At 73.4% G+C, this 16,352-nt stretch carries 12 protein-coding genes and 1 tRNA gene; 7 read left to right on the plus strand and 6 right to left on the minus strand.

The features are described 5' to 3' along the window. Positions 1-365 precede the first annotated feature (365 nt). Positions 366-809 (plus strand): DUF4333 domain-containing protein, encoded by a 444-nt coding sequence (locus Vgi01_RS29390; RefSeq protein ID WP_204293234.1) that lies wholly within the window; start codon positions 366-368, stop codon positions 807-809. 12 nt (positions 810-821) lie between these two features. On the opposite strand, the gene Vgi01_RS29395 is transcribed toward Vgi01_RS29390, so the two are convergent. The 4 genes from Vgi01_RS29395 to Vgi01_RS29410 form a co-directional block, all read right to left on the minus strand. Beyond that, positions 822-1,055 (minus strand): hypothetical protein, encoded by a 234-nt coding sequence (locus Vgi01_RS29395; protein ID WP_204293235.1) that lies wholly within the window; start codon positions 1,053-1,055, stop codon positions 822-824. A gap of 49 nt (positions 1,056-1,104) precedes the next feature. Next, the gene (locus Vgi01_RS29400; RefSeq protein ID WP_204293236.1) at positions 1,105-1,407 is read right to left on the minus strand and encodes a hypothetical protein; all 303 of its coding nucleotides are present in this window, start codon (positions 1,405-1,407) and stop codon (positions 1,105-1,107) included. Positions 1,408-1,777: 370 nt separating this feature from the next. Continuing rightward, complete coding sequence (locus Vgi01_RS29405) at positions 1,778-2,689, minus strand: 2-hydroxyacid dehydrogenase (protein ID WP_204293237.1); 912 nt, start codon at positions 2,687-2,689, stop codon at positions 1,778-1,780. 457 nt (positions 2,690-3,146) lie between these two features. Beyond that, positions 3,147-3,230 (minus strand) — tRNA-Leu (locus tag Vgi01_RS29410). Positions 3,231-3,446: 216 nt separating this feature from the next. On the opposite strand from Vgi01_RS29410, the gene Vgi01_RS30980 reads away from it, so the two are divergent. The 5 genes from Vgi01_RS30980 (at position 3,447) to Vgi01_RS29440 (ending at position 13,229) form a co-directional block, all read left to right on the plus strand. Further along, the gene (locus Vgi01_RS30980) at positions 3,447-5,804 is read left to right on the plus strand and encodes a tetratricopeptide repeat protein (protein WP_239089241.1); all 2,358 of its coding nucleotides are present in this window, start codon (positions 3,447-3,449) and stop codon (positions 5,802-5,804) included. Positions 5,805-6,012: 208 nt separating this feature from the next. After that, on the plus strand, positions 6,013-8,625 hold the full coding sequence (locus Vgi01_RS29425) for a fibronectin type III domain-containing protein (RefSeq protein ID WP_204293238.1): 2,613 nt from the start codon (positions 6,013-6,015) through the stop codon (positions 8,623-8,625). A 25-nt stretch (positions 8,626-8,650) separates the two neighbouring features. Further along, positions 8,651-9,646, plus strand: a complete 996-nt coding sequence (locus Vgi01_RS29430; protein ID WP_102657471.1) for an AAA family ATPase — start codon at positions 8,651-8,653, stop codon at positions 9,644-9,646. A 14-nt stretch (positions 9,647-9,660) separates the two neighbouring features. Next, a complete protein-coding gene (locus tag Vgi01_RS29435; RefSeq protein WP_204293239.1) occupies positions 9,661-10,896 on the plus strand; it encodes a DUF58 domain-containing protein in 1,236 nt (411 codons plus the stop codon). Continuing rightward, positions 10,890-13,229, plus strand: coding sequence for a transglutaminase TgpA family protein (locus tag Vgi01_RS29440; RefSeq protein WP_425559688.1), 2,340 nt, complete (start codon positions 10,890-10,892; stop codon positions 13,227-13,229). The genes Vgi01_RS29435 and Vgi01_RS29440 overlap by 7 nt, the downstream gene beginning before the upstream one ends. Before the next feature lie 11 nt (positions 13,230-13,240). Here the strand turns inward: Vgi01_RS29440 and Vgi01_RS29445 are convergent, their stop codons facing one another. Further along, on the minus strand, positions 13,241-14,206 hold the full coding sequence (locus Vgi01_RS29445; RefSeq protein ID WP_204293243.1) for an LLM class F420-dependent oxidoreductase: 966 nt from the start codon (positions 14,204-14,206) through the stop codon (positions 13,241-13,243). Positions 14,207-14,339: 133 nt separating this feature from the next. Between Vgi01_RS29445 and Vgi01_RS29450 the strand changes: the two genes are divergently transcribed. Continuing rightward, positions 14,340-15,281, plus strand: coding sequence for a DUF1028 domain-containing protein (locus tag Vgi01_RS29450; protein ID WP_204293241.1), 942 nt, complete (start codon positions 14,340-14,342; stop codon positions 15,279-15,281). Positions 15,282-15,391: 110 nt separating this feature from the next. Here Vgi01_RS29450 and Vgi01_RS29455 read toward each other — a convergent pair whose 3' ends face one another. Beyond that, positions 15,392-16,198 carry a maleylpyruvate isomerase N-terminal domain-containing protein gene (locus Vgi01_RS29455; RefSeq protein WP_204293242.1) on the minus strand — a complete coding sequence of 269 codons (807 nt, stop codon included), beginning with the start codon at positions 16,196-16,198 and terminating at the stop codon, positions 15,392-15,394. Positions 16,199-16,352 lie beyond the last annotated feature (154 nt).

The following is a 16,352-nucleotide window of genomic DNA, read 5'->3' on the forward strand; positions in this document are numbered from 1 at the left end:
TTCAGGTCGTCGGTCGTTTCCGGCTCCGGGGGGCGGCCCCTCCTGGGTCGCCTTCCGCCGTCGCCGCCACCCACACGGACGGTGGCCCGAAACGGTTCAGCGCGAGACTCGACGTCGTGACCGGAGACTCGTCCGACCTCGACGGTGAACCAGGTCGCCGACCGCTTCGTGTGGATGCCGGACTGCGCAGATGGGCGTGGTCCTCCCCGAACACGAGGTGGAGCAGAGATGCTTGTGCACAGCCGGGTCGCGCTGAGCGCGATCGCACTGGCCAGCCTGGCGGCCCTGGGCGCGTGCGGCGACGAGGTGACCGGGCCGGCAGCGCCGGCCACCGCGGCCGCCAGCTGAGCCCGGAGGAGACGACGATGACGAACCCGTATGCGGGCGCCGACGGCGACTTCCCCACTCCCGCCCCTCGGTGGGCGCCGGCACCTCCGGCGCAGTGGGGGCCGGACTCAGCCGGGTCGCGCCCACCCGTCGAACGTCGGCGGCGGGTCTCCCGGAAACTCCTGATCGCCGTCGTCGGCCAGGTGGTGGCAGTGGTGGCGCTGGTCGCGGTACTCGGACTGGTCTGGCCCGGCTACTTCGTCACGAAGGTCTTCGACACGGCGGCCCTGCAGCAGGGGGTGCTGTCGGTGCTGCGCGACGACTACCAGCTCGACGCGGACCTCGTCGCCTGCCCACCGGGCCGATCGGTCGAGGTGGACAGCCGCTTCTCCTGCTCCGCCCAGGTGGCCGGCGTGCCGAAGACCGTCACCGTCACGGTGCTGTCCTCCGACGGCCGGTTCGAGGTCGGTCGACCGCAGTGAGGTGTGCCCGGGTCAGACCTGGTTGGTCCGTCCACTGTTGAGGCAGTCGACGACAGTCGCCATCAGCGGCTCCGGCATCAGGTTGACGAAGAACGCGTGACCGGTCAGCGGCTGTTGCGCTGACCGTCGAAGGCGTCGATCCGGAAACGCGGCAGCCGGCGGGATGTCGTACCCGAGGGTCAGTCGGAGCCGGGGCACCGGGAAGGCGTTGCGTACACCCGCTGCACTCGGTCGCCGGCCGGGCATCGGGGGTACCCCGTGGTGCGCCGCTCCGCGGTGCTCGAGCAGGTCCAGGTCACCGCCACGATCCGGGCCCGTTGGTGACGGCCACGGCGTCCCCGACCGTGCCGGCGAGCTGCTGCGGCATCGGCACGACGGTTCCCCGGGGGTTGCCGGAGAAGGTGAGGGTCACCTCGACCGGCACGTGGATCGGGCCGTCGTGGCCGGTGTGGTCGGTGGCGGCGGTCGGGCCGACGGTGCGCAGCACCGGCCAGAAGTACGTCGACAGGTCACCGTTGCGGCAGGTCGACAGTGCCGCTGCGAGGGTCTGCGGCGTCGAGCCGACGGCGGCGGAGAGGTTGCCGACGTAGTCGTGCACGTGATGAGGCTGCCCGGGAAAGCCGGGCGCCATCACGATGTTGGCGGTGTTGCGGTGGCCGTTCTCGTTTCGGCCACAGTCCCAGGTGTAGGTGCCGGTTGCCGCACCCGGTGCGGCGGGGCCGGGCGGACGGGGTTCATGTCGACGAGGTTGGTGGCCGTCGTCGGTCGCCTTCCGCCGCCGGCCTTGCTCTGCCATGCCAGGCCGCAGCCGAGCGCGACGAGCACCAGTTCCAGTGTCAGCGTCACGGTGAGGGCGCGCCGCCGCGCCGTCACGCGCTCGAACGTTCTGCGGCACAGTTCACACTCCCGTCGCCCAACTGGTGGGCCGTGGTCAGGTTGGGCCAGTCGATCCGCCGGACGCGCCCGGTTCAGCGGTCGACACGGTTGGCGAGAGGTTCCCCGGCGAGGTAGCTGTCGACCTGGTCGCGCACCAGCCGGTACACGCGGTCGGTGAGCCCTTCGGTGATCGCGCCGACATGGGGAGTGATCAGAGCGTTCGCCTCCCGCCAGAGGGGGTGACCGTCCGGAAGTGGCTCGGGATCGGTCACGTCGAGCGCGGCGCGCAGCCGACCCGACGACAGTTCCCCGAGCAGCGCCATGGTGTCCACCACCGGGCCACGCGAGGCGTTCACCAGAAGGGCCCCGTCCGGCAGGGCAGCCAGGAACTCGCTGTCGACCAGGTGACGGGTCGCGGCGGTCAACGGCACCACGACGATCACCACATCGGCCCGGCGCAGAAGCAGGGGCAGGTCGGCGACGCCGCGTACGCCCTCCGCCGGCCGCGCTGTCCGTGCCACGACGGTCAGGTCGACCTCAAAGGGTTCCAAGCGTCGGGCGACGGCCGCGCCCACCGAGCCCGCGCCGATCAGCAGTACGCGCCGGCCGCTCAGGTCGACACCCGGCTGCGGCTTCCAGACGCCGTTGAGCTGCGCCGAGTAAAGGGAGGGAAGGTGACGGAGCTGCGCCAGGGTGGCTGCCAGCACCCACTCGGCGGTCGCCGCGCTGTGCAGCCCACGGGCGTCACAGATCACCGTTGTCGGTGGTGTCAGGTGGAGCCACCCGTCGGAACCCGCGCTCGGCAGCTGCAGGACCTCCAGTGCGCGCATCCGTGGCACGACGTCGTGGAACTGCGGCTGGTCCAGCCATGTCGGGACGAAGAAGGTGACCGTTTCGGGGTCCGAGGGCAGTGCCGCCGGGTCGTCCGCCACCTCGATGTCGACCTCCGCCGGCAGGTCGTGCAGGTAGGTCAGGCCGAGCTTGTGTGGAAGCCAGATCTTCACCGGGCGTCTCCAATCGTGCGGGTGGCCGCGCGCGTGTACCGCCGCTCATCAGGTACGACGTCACCCCGCAGCCCGTGTTCGACGCCGCGGCGCAGGTCACATCGGGTCGGGGGCGGGCCTGTCGCAGGACGGGCGCTCTACTGCGGGGGCGCCTCGAAGTCGAAGAGCGGATCCAGGCTCAGCCAATTGTCCCGGGCGGCCACCGCGGCTCGCTCCACGTCGTGGGCCTCACACAAATCGATGATGCGTTGGTGCTGTGCCACGGAATCGCGCCCGTGCAGTGACGAGAAGCGGAGGTCGCCGAGCTGGGCAACATCGCTGCGGCGCTGGGGGAGGCAGAACCCGAAGACAAGCTCGACCTGTACCGAAGCCTACGGCTGAGGCTGACGTACTCCGCAGAAACACAAACGGTGTTCGCCAGAATTGATCTTGGCGAACACCGTTGGGATTTGGTTCGTGTCCGAGGGGGGACTTGAACCCCCACGCCCTATACGGGCACTAGCACCTCAAGCTAGCGCGTCTGCCATTCCGCCACCCGGACCTACTCTGTCCAGCCTACCCTGCCGGCCTCGGTGGTCCACCATCCGAAGGCCGCCCAGCGGGCCGCACGGGGAGTTACTGTACACGCCGCAGATGGATCATGCACATCGGCATCGGCCGCCCGCCCAGGCCGGAAGGGGCGGGGTCCGGGAGACGGGCGTACCGGGTCCGCGGGTCGGGTAGCGGTGCGGCGGCGACACCCGGCAGCATGGGCCACGTGCCCCATGCCTCTCCCCTGGCCGTCGCCCAGCAGCGTGCCCTCGCACTGCGTGGGGCGGGCAACCATGCCGCCGCCCGTGAGCTGCTGAGTGACGCGTTCGAGTCTGCTCGGCCGCCGTTCGGCAAGGATCACCCGGACGTCCTGAGCACCGCGCACCTGCTGGCGCGGCTGCACCGGGAGGCGGACGAGCCGAGTGCCGCCCGCCGGGTGCTGGAGGAGGCGTTCGCCGCCGGGGAGCGCCGGTGGCCGCAGTCGGACCCGCTGATGCTGGCCTTGTCGTACGAGCTGGGATCCGTCGCGGACGAACTGGGCAACCGCCACGAGGCTCGCCGAAACTACCTGCGCGTCGCGACCGCCGGCCCCGCCGTGCTCGGTGTGGATCATCCAGCGGTACGCGCAGCACGCGAGTATCTCGGCGACGCCGCGCCCGCCCTCCCGCCGGCGGCTCCCCCGGCCGGACAACCGGCTTCGGTCGATCAGTCGCCGCATGGTGCGCTCGCTGAGCCGACGGTGTCGCTGGCCGTCCTGTCGACCGCCTGGCAGCCGCACGACGCGTCGATTGCCACCGCGCCACTACCCGCGGTGGCTCCCGCTGCCTCGGCCGCCCCCGTTGTCCCCTCTGCACCCGACCTGCCACCCCTCGCCCCGGCCGTGCCGCCGGTGCCGCCGCCCCCTGGCCCGGCGGCATCGGTGCCACCTGCTCCGGCGGTGCCTACACCCCGGGCCGCTATGCACGACCAGACTGCCCGCCTGGGTGAGCCAGGTCTGGCGCTGCCGCCCGAGGCGGCGTCGCCCGCAGCGGTGTCACCCGGAGCAGCGTCGCCAACGGCAACGTCGCCGGAGGTGGGCGACGCGACGGAGGTACTGGGCCTGACGGTGCCTGCGCCTTCCACCGGGTCGGCGGAGCAGGGTGACGGCCAGCCGGCCGCAGCACGTCAGCCGCAATGGGCAAATCCGACGATTCCGGTCCAGCAGATCGGGCCGCTGCTGGCAGAGGAGACGGCTCGCCTTGGCTCCCGGGCACAGGCTACGACGCCGCCCGCCGACACAGCGTCGCCCGTCAGCGGCCCACCGCACAGCGCGGCCCCGATCAGCGGACCGCCGCACGGCACCCTTCCGGTCAGCGGACCACCGCAGAGTGCACCCCCGGACAGCGGACCGCCGCAGAGTGCACCCCCGGCCAGCGGACCGCCGCCCACGCCACCACTCAGTGGTGCGCCGACCAGTGCTCCACCCTTCGTACCAAATGATCATCTATCCGGGCCGCAGGCGCATCAGGTGCCGGGGTTCGGCGACGTGGGGCAGGTCGCGCCGGTGAGCCCGGCGGCGCACGAACTGACCGCGCCGCTGCCCCAGCCGGGACCGACAAGCGGGCCGCCGGGCAGGGTGCCGTTCCCGCGCGCAGCCGCCGGCAGCCTTCCCGGCCCGGCCGCGGAGACACCGGCGTACCGTCCGACGAGTGGGCCGCCGCGCCACCTGCCGGCTGGCGACCTGCCTGGCAGTTCGGGTGGTTATGGCAGCGCGGGCGGCCCGCAGCAGCACGGTGGTTTCGGTGCCGAGGACCCGCAGCGGGCGGCCCAGCAGATCCCGCCCCCGCCGCCGACCTACTCACCGCCCCCGCACCCGACGATGCCGCAGGTTGAGCCGTCGCCGGGTCAGCCCGGATCGCCGCCTTACCCACCTCCCACGCAAGCAGCGGCACCGCAGGCATACCCCCCGCCGGCACCACCAACGACACCGCAGGCTTACCCCTCCCCCGCACCACCAGCGACGCCGCACGCCTACCCACCGCCGACGCAACCGGCGGCACCGCAGGCGTACCCGCCGCCCGGTGGGCCGGCGTACCCGTCGGCCGGGTGGGGGCAGCAACAGCCCGGCCAACTGCCGCCGGGATCGGGGGGCACCCCGCCGTACCAGGGTCCCCCGATGACGTCGGCGCCCGGTCGTAACCGGGTCGTGGTGGTGGCCGTGGTCGCGGTGGTGGTGGCGCTCGCGGCGATGCTCGGGGTCGGGCTGTTGCTGCTCGATCGGCGGTCCGCCGCGCCGTCGACGGTGCCCGACTCGTCGGCGCAGCCGCAGGGTGGTGCGCCGCCTGCGGATCTCGCGTTGCGCGACGACCGGAGCACGATCACCCTGACCTGGGTCGATCCGGCGGACGGGCTGGTGCCGTTCATGGTGGCCGGTGGGCGGGCCGGTCAGTCGCTGGGGGTGATGGCCACCGTGGGCCCTGGCGAGACCAGTTATACCGTGAACGGGCTGAACTCCCGAGTGGACTACTGCTTCACCGTTCTCGCCGTCTACGGCACCGACCAGTTCGCCACCTCCAGCCAGGTGTGTACCAGCCGGGAGGGTTGACAACCCGACCGACATCGGCTCACCGTCGCGGCCCGACAGTGGTGGGAGGACACGCCGACGACACGCCACGCAGGGTGTCCACAGGCGGACAATGCGGGTTCCCGGCGTCCATAGCGTGACCATATGATGGCTCCCGGCTCAGGGGAGGGGTTGCCGTACGGGGGCGCCACCTGCCAGGACGACACGGGAGGCGCCAACTGTGGCGAGCATGGACGAGGTCGTTCCGACCCGCACGACCCGGTCCCGGTCCCGGCTGCGGGGTGGTCTGGTCACCGTGGCGACGGTGCTGGCGCTGCTGGCGGCGATGGGTCTGACCGTGCTCGGTCTCGGCTCGGCGGACAACGCGGTGGCCAGTTACGACGCGAGTTCCTGGCTGTGGAGCGCGGCGCGCAGCGAACTGGCCCGGGTCAACGGGGTGACCGCCCGGGTGGACACCCGGGTGGAGGTGCCCGCGGCGCGGCGGCATCCGATGCAGGTGGTGCAGACGGATCGGATGTTGGTGCTGCGTGACCTGCACAGTGGCCAGATCAGCGCGCTTGACCTGGCCACGCTTCAGATCACCGCGACCACGCCGACCACGCCCGGGTTGGGTGTCAGTGTGGCGCTGCACGAGGATGCCGCGTTCGTGGTGGACGCGGTGCAGGGTGTGGTGCGGCAGTTGGATCCCCGGTCGCTGACGCCGGTGGGTGAGCCGGTGCGGTACCCGCCGGGGATCACCGGTGGCACGTTCGACGGCGAGGGTCGGTTGTGGATCGCGGTGCCGGCCGAGGGCACGGTCTCGGCGATCACCGCCGCCCGGCTGCCGGCGTCGGGGGCACCGGATGCGCCGGTGTCGCCGCAGCAGGTCGAGACCCATGACGTGGCCGAGCCCAGCCACGAGTTGATGGTGTCCACGCTTGATGACGGTGTGGCGGTGCTGGACCGTACGGCCGGGGCGCTGGTGACGGTGGTGCGGGGCGAGACCCGTCGTACGGTGCTGGGTGAGCAGTTGACCGGGCCGGGCACGGTGCCGGCGCGTACCAGCGGGCCGGTGGTACCGGTGACGGTGGCCGGGCAGCGGCAGGTGCACGCGGTCGCCGACGGCGAGGTGCGGTCGTTCACGGTGCCGGGTGAGGGTGACCGGCTGGGTGCTGCGGTGGCCTGGGCGGGTCGGATCTACTGTGCCGACGACGCGGCGGGTGTGGTGTACGCGTTCGACGCGGCGGGCCAGTTGGTGGACACCATCCGGGGCCGCTGGGGCGGGCCGCTGGAGTTGGAGGTGCGGGAGAACCACCTGTTCATCAACGCACCGGACGCGGCGACCGCCCGGGTCGTCAACGATCGGCACGAGGTACGTGAGGTCGACAAGTACGCCAACGACGTGCTGGGTGGTGATCCGCCGGAGGAGCCGCCACCGCCGCCGCCTCCCCCGCCGCGCAAGCCGCAGGTGAGCAAGCCGGGCGCGCCGCGCAGTGTGACCGCGTCGGCAGGTGACGCGCAGGCGCGGGTCAGTTGGCGGCCGGCGGCGGCCAACGGCGCGGAGATCGTCCGCTACGTGGTGGAGGGTGCCGGGCAGCGCCTGGAGGTGGGGGCGAACCAGCGGTCGGTGCAGGTCGAGGAGTTGACCAACGGGGAGACGTACACCTTCTCCGTGCACGCGGTGAACGCCAAGGGCGCGGGACCGGCCCGTAAGAGCAACCCGGTGACCCCGACGGCGGAGGTGCCGGACGCGCCGGCCAGCGTCTCGGCGCAGGCCCGGCCGGACGGCACGGTGGTGGTGACCTGGCCGGAGGCGAACGGGCAGGGCAACAAGATCGCCCGGTACGCGGTGACGGCCACGTCGGCGGGGACGAACGCCCCGGCCGGCGAGTCGGAGGGCACCGAGTTGGTGATCGCCGCCGGTGAGTTGGAGTACGGCACGCAGTACGCGTTCACGGTGGTGGCGGTCAACGACAAGGGTGCGGCGTCGGAGTCGTCGCCGGTCAGCGACACGGTGGTGCCGTTCACGGTGCCCGGTGCGCCCGCGGAGTTGACCGCGGGCACGGTGGCGGATCGGCCGGGCACGGTGTCGGTGCAGTGGGCCCCGGCCGAGGCCAACGGCCGCCCGATCTCCGGGTACGTGGTGGAGGTGGGCGAGCAGCGCAGCGAGGTGACCGACACCCGCACGACGGTGGGTGGCCTGGGTGACGGGCAGAACGTGACGGTGCGGGTCCGGGCGGTCAACGAGGCCGGTGAGGGTCCGGAGGCGACGACGACGGCGCGGACGGTGGCGCCGCCCCGGGTGACGGTGACCGGTTCGTCGGCGACCGCGACGTCGGCGACTGTGGCGTTCACCGTGGATGCCGGCGGTGGGCAGGCGACGTGCACGCTGGCCCGGTCGGGTCAGCCGGCCACCAGCGGCCCGTGCTCCAGCATCACCATGGGTGGGTTGACGCCGGGCACCGGTTACACGTTCACGGTGACGGCCACCAACGCCGCCGGTTCGGGTACGGCGACCCGGGCCCAGGAGACCGATGCGCTGTACGGCATCGCCACCTGTGTCAACGGCGACGAGCCGGAGCAGCGCACCTACTGCGACCGGGACCGCGACGGCCGCAACGGCAACGAGATCTTCTCGGTGCCCCGGCAGGACAACGACCGGCAGGTCGGCTGGGCCAAACCCGGCACCCGGCTGAAGGCGCTGTGCAAGGTCCGCGGCGAGGAGGTGTACGCGTACGTCTACAACAACGGCAAGCGCAGCACCTGGTGGGTGCGGGTCGAGTACAGCGGGCGCAACTACATCCCGTGGGTCTGGTTGAACCTGGAGGACGGCGACAACATCAACGTCCTGCCCACCTGCTGATCCACCCCAGGCAAGGAGCACCACCGTGAACAGCCAGGAACCCCTCAGCCACCAGGAGGTGCAGGGCTTCGCCGCCCTGGCCGCCCGGCTGGCGGAGAACGTCAACGCGGTGGTGCTCGGTAAGCCGCAGGTGGTCCGGCTGGCGTTGACGGCGCTGTTCGCCCAGGGGCACGTGCTGCTCGAAGACGTGCCCGGGGTGGGTAAGACGACCCTCGCGCGGGCGATCGCGGCGACCGTGAAGGGGCAGTGGCGGCGTATCCAGTTCACGCCGGACCTGCTGCCGTCGGACGTGTCCGGGGTGACGATCTTCAACCAGGCCACCCGGGGGTTCGAGTTCCATCCGGGCCCGGTGTTCGCCAACATCGTCATCGCCGACGAGATCAACCGGGCGTCGCCGAAGACGCAGTCGGCGCTGCTGGAGGTGATGGAGGAGCGCACGGTCACCGTGGACGGCGTACGCCATCCGGTGCCGCAGCCGTTCCTGGTGGTGGCGACGCAGAACCCGGTGGAGATGGACGGCACCTACCGGCTGCCGGAGGCGCAGCTGGACCGGTTCCTGGTCAAGCTCTCCGTCGGCTACCCCGACGAGGCGGTGGAGGTGGAGGTGCTGCGCGGGGCCACGGTGCGCTCCCCCGAGGCGCTGGCCGCGATCACCGACACCACCACGATCGGGGAGATGGTCCGGATGGCCCGCCGGGTGCACATCGCCGAGCCGCTGTACACGTACGCGGTGCGGTTGGCCGCGGCGACCCGTACCCATCCGCAGGTGCGGGTCGGGGTCAGCCCGCGTGGGGTGATCGCGTTGACCCGGGCGGCGTGCGCGTACGCGCTTATCGACGGCCGGGGTTGGATCATGCCGGAGGATCTCAAGACCCTCGCCGAGCCGGTCTTCGCCCACCGGCTGCTGCTCACTCCGGACGCCCAGGTGCGTGGCGTGACCGCCGGTGACGTGTTGCGTCAGGCCGTCGCGTCGGTGCCGGTGCCGCTGCCGTCGGGGCAGCCGGCGCCGGCGCAGCCCTGATCGCGAGGAGCGGCGTGGGGATCACCGCCCGGGGTACCGGTCTGCTCGTCGCCGCGGTGCTGCTGCTCGGCGCCGGGTTCCGGTTCGGGTACCCGGAGTTGACGGTGCTCGGTGCGGCGGCCGGCGTCGCCGTGGCGGTCGCGGTGCTGAGTGCGGCGTGGCGGCCCCGGTTGCAGGTGCGCCGGCAGGCGGACCCGGACCGGGTGGCGCGGGGTGAGCCGGCGGCGATGACGTTGACCGTTCGTAACGTGGGTCGGTTGCGGTCGGCGAGTCTGCTCGCCGCCGACAGGTGCGGTGACCAGGTGGTGCCGGTGCCGGTGCTGCGGCTGCGCCCGGGGGCCGACACCACCGTCGGTTACGAGGTGCCGACCGCCCGGCGGGGCGTGGTGCCGGTGGGTCCGCTGCGGGTGACCCGCCGCGATCCTCTCGGCCTGGTCGTGGTGGCGCGCAGCTACGGCGACAGCGTGCCGGTGTGGGTGCACCCCAAGATCCATCCGTTGCGTGCGGTGCCCACCGGCGCGGGCCGCAGTCTCGACGGCCGGGTCGACGCCGTACCGCACGGCTCGATCACCTTCGACTCGTTGCGGGAGTACGTCGTCGGTGACGAGTTGCGGCGGGTGCACTGGCGTACCAGTGCCCGGGTCGGTGAGCTGATGGTGCGGGAGAACGTGGACACCAGCCTGCCCCGGATCGTGGTGCTGCTGGACAACCGGTTGGCGGCGCATCCGCAGCGGGTGCGTGGGGTGGCCGAGTCGTTCGAGGCGGCATGTGAGGCGGCGGCCTCGGTGGTCACCGCGGCGGTCCGCGAGGACCTGCCCGTGACGCTGCTCTTCGTCGCCGCGCCGGACGACCTCGCCGAGGCGAGCACCGCAGCGACTCACCACGGCCCGGCGGGCCTTGGCGGCACGGAAGTTCACGGGGCGGGTGCGGACGGGGCCGGCGACGGTGGACCGACCGGGCCGTTGGACCGGTTGGCGGCGGTGTCGCTGTCGGACGAGGGCACGCTGGAGGCTGCGGCGGCACGACTGCGCCGCGACCGCCTCGGCGACACCCTGGTCGTACTCACCGGGCCTGGTGGGCGCGATGACCTGGGGCACGTCGGTGCGCTGCGCGGGGCGTACCCGTCGGTGGTGGTCGGGGTTTTCGGCGCGACGGAACCGACGCCGCCGGGTACGGGCGGTCTGCTCGTGGTGGACGCGGCCGACGGGGCCGCGTTCGCCGCCGAGTGGGACGGGGTGCGTCGGTGGTGAGGCTGCTGCGGGCGGTCCCGGTGCCGGCGGCGCTTGTCGGCATGGTCGTGCTGGCCGGGGTGACGCTGGACCGGGTGTACGCCGGATCGCTGCTGACCGCCCTGGTGGCCGGCGCGGCCCTCGGGTCGGTGCTGGTCAGCGTCGCGGCGCGGCGGCTGCCGTCGTGGCTGGTCGCGCCGGTGTCGGTGCTGGTGATGTTCGGTTGGACGGCGTGGTGCCTGCGGCTGACCGCGGATCGGGCCGGTCTGCCGGGCGGGTTCGCCCAGGTGGCCGCCGACGCCGCCGGCAACGGCATCCCCCGGCTGCTGACCGCGATGATCCCGGTGGAGCCGACCCCGGACACGGTTCTGGTGCCGCTGGTGGGTGCCTGGTTGGCCGGGCTGGCCGGCGCGGAGGTGGCCCTGCGCGCCGGGCGGGTGCTGCTGGGTTACCTCCCGCCGGTGCTGCTCCACGTCGGCGCGGTGTACGTCGTCGGGCCCAACGCCGAACCGGCGATCGGCCCGACCGTGGCGCTTGTGGTGCTGGCGGGGCTCGGCCTGGCCGCCTCGGCCCGGCGCGGCGACGACCCGCTCGACACGCTGGCCCCGGCGGTGCGTTCGCGGGTACGGGCCCGGCTGGCGGTCGCCTCCGCCGCCGGTACGGCGGTGGTGGTCGCGGCGGCGACGCTGCTCGGCCCGGCGGTGGCCGCGCTGGTGGAGGTACGACCGGTGGACCCGCGCCGGTACGTGGAGCCGCCGCAGGTCGAGACGCTGGACGAGAACCCGCTGATCCGGATCTCCGGCTGGGCGCTGCGCCCCGACCAGCAGCTGTTCCAGGTGCGCACCGAGGCCGGTGGCGGCAACCGGATCCGGTTGGCGGTGCTCAGCGACTACGACGGGGTGACCTGGCGGGTCGGTGCCACCTACCGCAACGCCGGCCGGATCCTGCCGACGGTGGAGCCGGCGGCGCACGCCACCGTGGAGACGGTCCGGCAGGAGATCACCGTCGACGAGCTGAGTGGACGGTTGTTGCCGGCGGTGGCCACACCACGCGAGGTCACCGGTGCCCGGGTGGCGTACGACCCGGGCACCGGCACCCTGATCCGTCCCGACGGGCTCAGTCCCGGCCTGCGCTACACGGTGATCTCCGCCCGGGAACGTCCGGACGCGAACCTGCTGGCCACCGCGAACACGCCGGCCGGGGACGAGGTGGCCCGGGTACTGCACGTGCCGGACGGGGCGCCGGACCAGTTGCGCCGGCTCGCCACCCAACTGGCCGAGGAGAACGGTGCCCCGTACGCCCGGGCGGCGGCGATCGAGCAGTGGCTGGCCGAGCACTACCGGTTGGTTGCCGACGCGCCCAGCGGCCACGCGTACCCGAATCTGGCGTTCTTCCTGTTCGGGCCGCGTAACGGTGGTGGGCAGCGGGGCACCTCCGAACAGTTCGCGGCCTCGTTCGCGGTGCTGGGCCGGTTGGCCGGGTTACCGACACGGGTGGTGGTCGGGTTCGCCGCGCCGGGCGACGGGCCGGTGCGCGCCGGTGACGCGTACGCCTGGCCGGAGGTGCTCTTCGACGGGGTGGGTTGGGTACCGTTCGACCCGCTGCCCCGCCCGGACGACGAGCCACGACCGGTGGAGGAGGACTTCCGGCCGCAGCCGGAGAAGCCACCGCCGTCGGAGCAGCCGGAGCCGACCGTGGAGCCGACCGCGTCGTCCGCGCCCCCGGCCGCCGCCGAGGGCGGTGACGATCAGGCCGGGCTGTCCACGCCGGTGCTGGCCGCCGGTGCCGCCGCCGGTCTCCTGCTGCTGGTCGTGGCGGCGCTGGCCACCCTGGCCGGCCTGCGCCGGGCGCTGACCCGCAACCGGCTGCACCGAGGTCCGGCCGACCAGCGGGTCGCCGGTGCCTGGCGGGAACTGACCGACGCGCTGCGGCTGGCCGGGCGGCCGGTCCCCGCCGACCTGTCCGCCACCGAGGTCGCCGCCGCGGCTCGCCGGGCCCTGCCCGCCGCCTCGCCAACCGCCCCGTTGCCGGCCGCCGGGTCGCAGGCCGCCGCGTCGCAGGCCGCCTCGTCGCCGGGTGCCGCCTCGCAGGTCGCCGTGTCGCAGGTCGCCGTGTCGCAGGGCGCTGGCGCGGGACCGGCCGAGGATCGGTCGGTGGCCGCGTGCCGGGCGGTGGACGACCTGGCCCGGCTGGTCAACCAGGTCGGGTTCGCCCCCGGCCAGGTGACCGACGCACAGGCCGACATCGCCGCCGACGCGGCCACCCGCTACACGGGCGCGCTGCGCGCCGCCCGGTCCCGGTGGCGGCGGCTGCTCTGGTCGGTGCATCCAGGGCCGCTGCGCTGGCGACGCTGAGGACGACCCGGTCAGCCGAGGCCGAGCCGGGCGATCATCGTGGTCAGGGCCGCCGTGTCCCCGGCAGCCAGTTCGGGAGTGGGCAGCAGCGCCAGTACGGGGACATCCACCCCGGCCTCGGCGTAGCGGCGGACCTTGGCCCGGCACTGCTCGGGTGAGCCGTGCACGATCAGCGCGTCCACCACCTCGTCCGGCACGGCGGCGAGCGCGCCCCGCCGGTCGCCGGCCGCCCAGGCCTGCCACATCGGCGACAGCGCCTCCTGGCGGCCGAGCCACCTGTGGAATTCCGCGTACGCGGGCACCGTCAGATAGCTGGTGATCATGCGGCGGCCCAGGGTGCGGGCGTACCCGGCGTCCTCGGTGGGGCAGACGAAGATCCGGGCGACCACCTCGAACTGCGGGCGGCGTTCGCCGAGTTCCGCCACGGCGCGAGGTACGTCGGTGGCGGCGAGCCAGTTCAGGATGACCCCGTCGGCTTCGGCGGCGGCCAGCCGCAGCATGCCCGGCCGCAGCGCGCCCAGCAGCAACGGCGGCGGTACGGCCGGCGGACGTTGCAGGCTGAACCGCCGCACGGCGAAGGTGTCGAAGGCCCCGTCGACGGTCTCCCCCCGCAACGCCGCCCGCAGGAACCGCAGCACGTCACGGGTACGCCGAAACGGCTCGGTGAACTCGACCGCGTTCCAGTCGGACACCACCACCGGCGACGACGCGCCGATGCCCAGGGCGAACCGGCCCGGCGCGACGTCGGCGAGCGCGGCGGCACTCATCGCCAGCAGGCCCGGCCCGCGGGTGAACACCGGCGTGACCGCGGTACCCAGCCGCAGTCCGGGCTGCCAGACGGCGGCCAGCGTCAGTGGTGTGAAGGCGTCGACACCGTTGACCTCGGAGGACCACAGGTCGGTGAACCCGGCATCGGCAAGAGCCTCGTACACGGCGGCATGGTCGGCCAGCGCGACCCCGTCCAACGGCACCGTCATCGCCCATCGCGTCGTCATCGATCGATGGTGCCCGTACCCGGTCTCCCAGGCAAGATCCCCCTCGGCCACCCGGTCGACCGGCTGCCCTCGCCGAAGCGGCAATCCGGCCGTGACCAGCGCTAACCTTGCCGACGTGACCTTCTCGCTCGTCGCCCGCTCCGCCGACGGCCACCTGCACGGTGTCGCCGTGGCCAGCCGCTTCCTGGCCGCCGGCGCGCTCGTACCGGCAGCCGAGGCGCAGGTCGGCGCGATCGCCACCCAGGCACACGTGAACCTGGCCTACCGGCCCCAGGGGCTCGCCCTGCTGCGTACCGGGGTGACGGCGACAGGTGTGGTCGCCGGTCTGGTCGCCGCCGACCCGGAACGCGACCACCGCCAGCTCGGTGTGGTCGCCGCCACCGGCCCCGGCGCCACGTACACCGGGGAGCACTGCCGGGACTGGGCGGGCGGCCAGGCGGGCGACGGCTGGGCCGCGCAGGGCAACATCCTCACCGGCCCCGAGGTGATCGACGCGCTGCGTGACACCTGGCTGGCCCGTACCGATCTGCCGTTCGCGCAGCGGCTGCTCGCCGCGCTGCGCGCCGGGCAGGAGGCCGGCGGCGACCGGCGTGGCCAGCAGAGCGCCGGGCTCGTCGTGGTCCGTCGCGGCGGAGGGTACGGCGGCACCGGCGACCTCATGATCGATCTGCGGGTCGACGACCACCCCGATCCGATCACCGAGCTCGATCGGCTGCTGGCCGTGCACACCCTCATGTTCAGCCGCCCCGACCCGGCCACCCTGCTCGACCTGACCGGCGCGGTGGCCGCCGAGGTGGCCGGTCTGCTCACCGCCCTCGGCCACCCCGCGGACCCGGCCGATCCGGAGGACGCGCTTGTCGAGTGGGCCGGCCTGGAGAACCTGGAGGAGCGGCTGGCCCCCAGCCGCATCGACCCGGTGGTGCTGGCCCGGCTGCGGGCCGCCCTCCCCCAGGTACCCGCACCCCGAGGTGCGGCCTCAACGGATCGCGACCCGGCCGTCAGCGCGGGCGGAGACTCCGCGGCCCCGGCAGGCAGCGACCCTGAGTCGGCACGGTAACGCGCCCCACCCGACCCGGCCGGTCCACTCGACGCAGCCAGACCAGTCGACGCAGCCAGACCAGTCGACGCAGCCAGCCCGCTCGACGGGACCGGCCCACTCGGCGGGGATCAGCGGCCGAAGGCGAGCAGCGGCAGGCCGACGCGGGCGAGGGCTGCCTGTTCGGCAGGACTGCACGGAGTGCGCCCGGTCACCTTGGTGATCAAGGTCAGCCGGTCCCAGCCCAGCTCCGCCGGCAGGCGGCGGCCCGCAGTGAGCAGGTCGGTGATGACCCGGCTGGCGGCCGTGGTCAGCCACGGCGGACGGTCCAGCGCCGCGGCCAGGTCCAGGCCGTGCACCCCGACCTCGACCACCCGGGTACGCAGGAACTCCGTCACCGTCATCGCATCGCCGTGTCGGGTGCGTACCACCCGGTCCGGTGGACACGCCTCGACGGCCGCGAGGGCAGCGCGCCAGGCCCGGTCGAAGTCCTCACCCAATCCGACCCCTCGGCGCGCACCCTCCGAGCCGAACCTCTCCTCGCCACTCTCGACCCGCCCGTCCCCCACCCGAGCCTCCTCGACCCGATCCGCCTCGGCACGAGCCGACGCGATGCGAGCCTCCTCGGCACGAGCCGACTCGACCCGGCCCGCCTCGGCGCGGGCCGACTCGATGCGGGCGGCGTCGACCTCGAGGGTGAACTTGGCGGCACCGAAGTATCCGGCGGCGTCGACCAGGGCACCGGTCGGTGCCGGTGCGGCCAGCATGTCGATCAGCCGGCCCGCACCGGTGCGAACATGTGCCAGCAGTTCGGCCACCGTCCACGGCACGCAGCCGGTCGGCCGGGCCAGGTCCGTCGGATCGAGGGTCGCCAGCACCTCACCAAGCCGCAGGCACTCCGCACGGAATGCCGCCCGAACGAGATCGACGTCCCCCACGCACTCCCCCACCTCGGACCCCCCTACCTCCGACGGCCCCCGCTCGGGCAGCTCGGTCTCGGACCCAGCTCCCGCCACCGACCGACGATTCATGATCGCGCTCGATCCCGGATCGAGTGGCCTCGTTCTCATGCTCAACCCACTCGATCCTGGA

The organism is Micromonospora gifhornensis (genome assembly GCF_016863515.1).
Taxonomy (GTDB): domain Bacteria; phylum Actinomycetota; class Actinomycetes; order Mycobacteriales; family Micromonosporaceae; genus Micromonospora; species Micromonospora gifhornensis.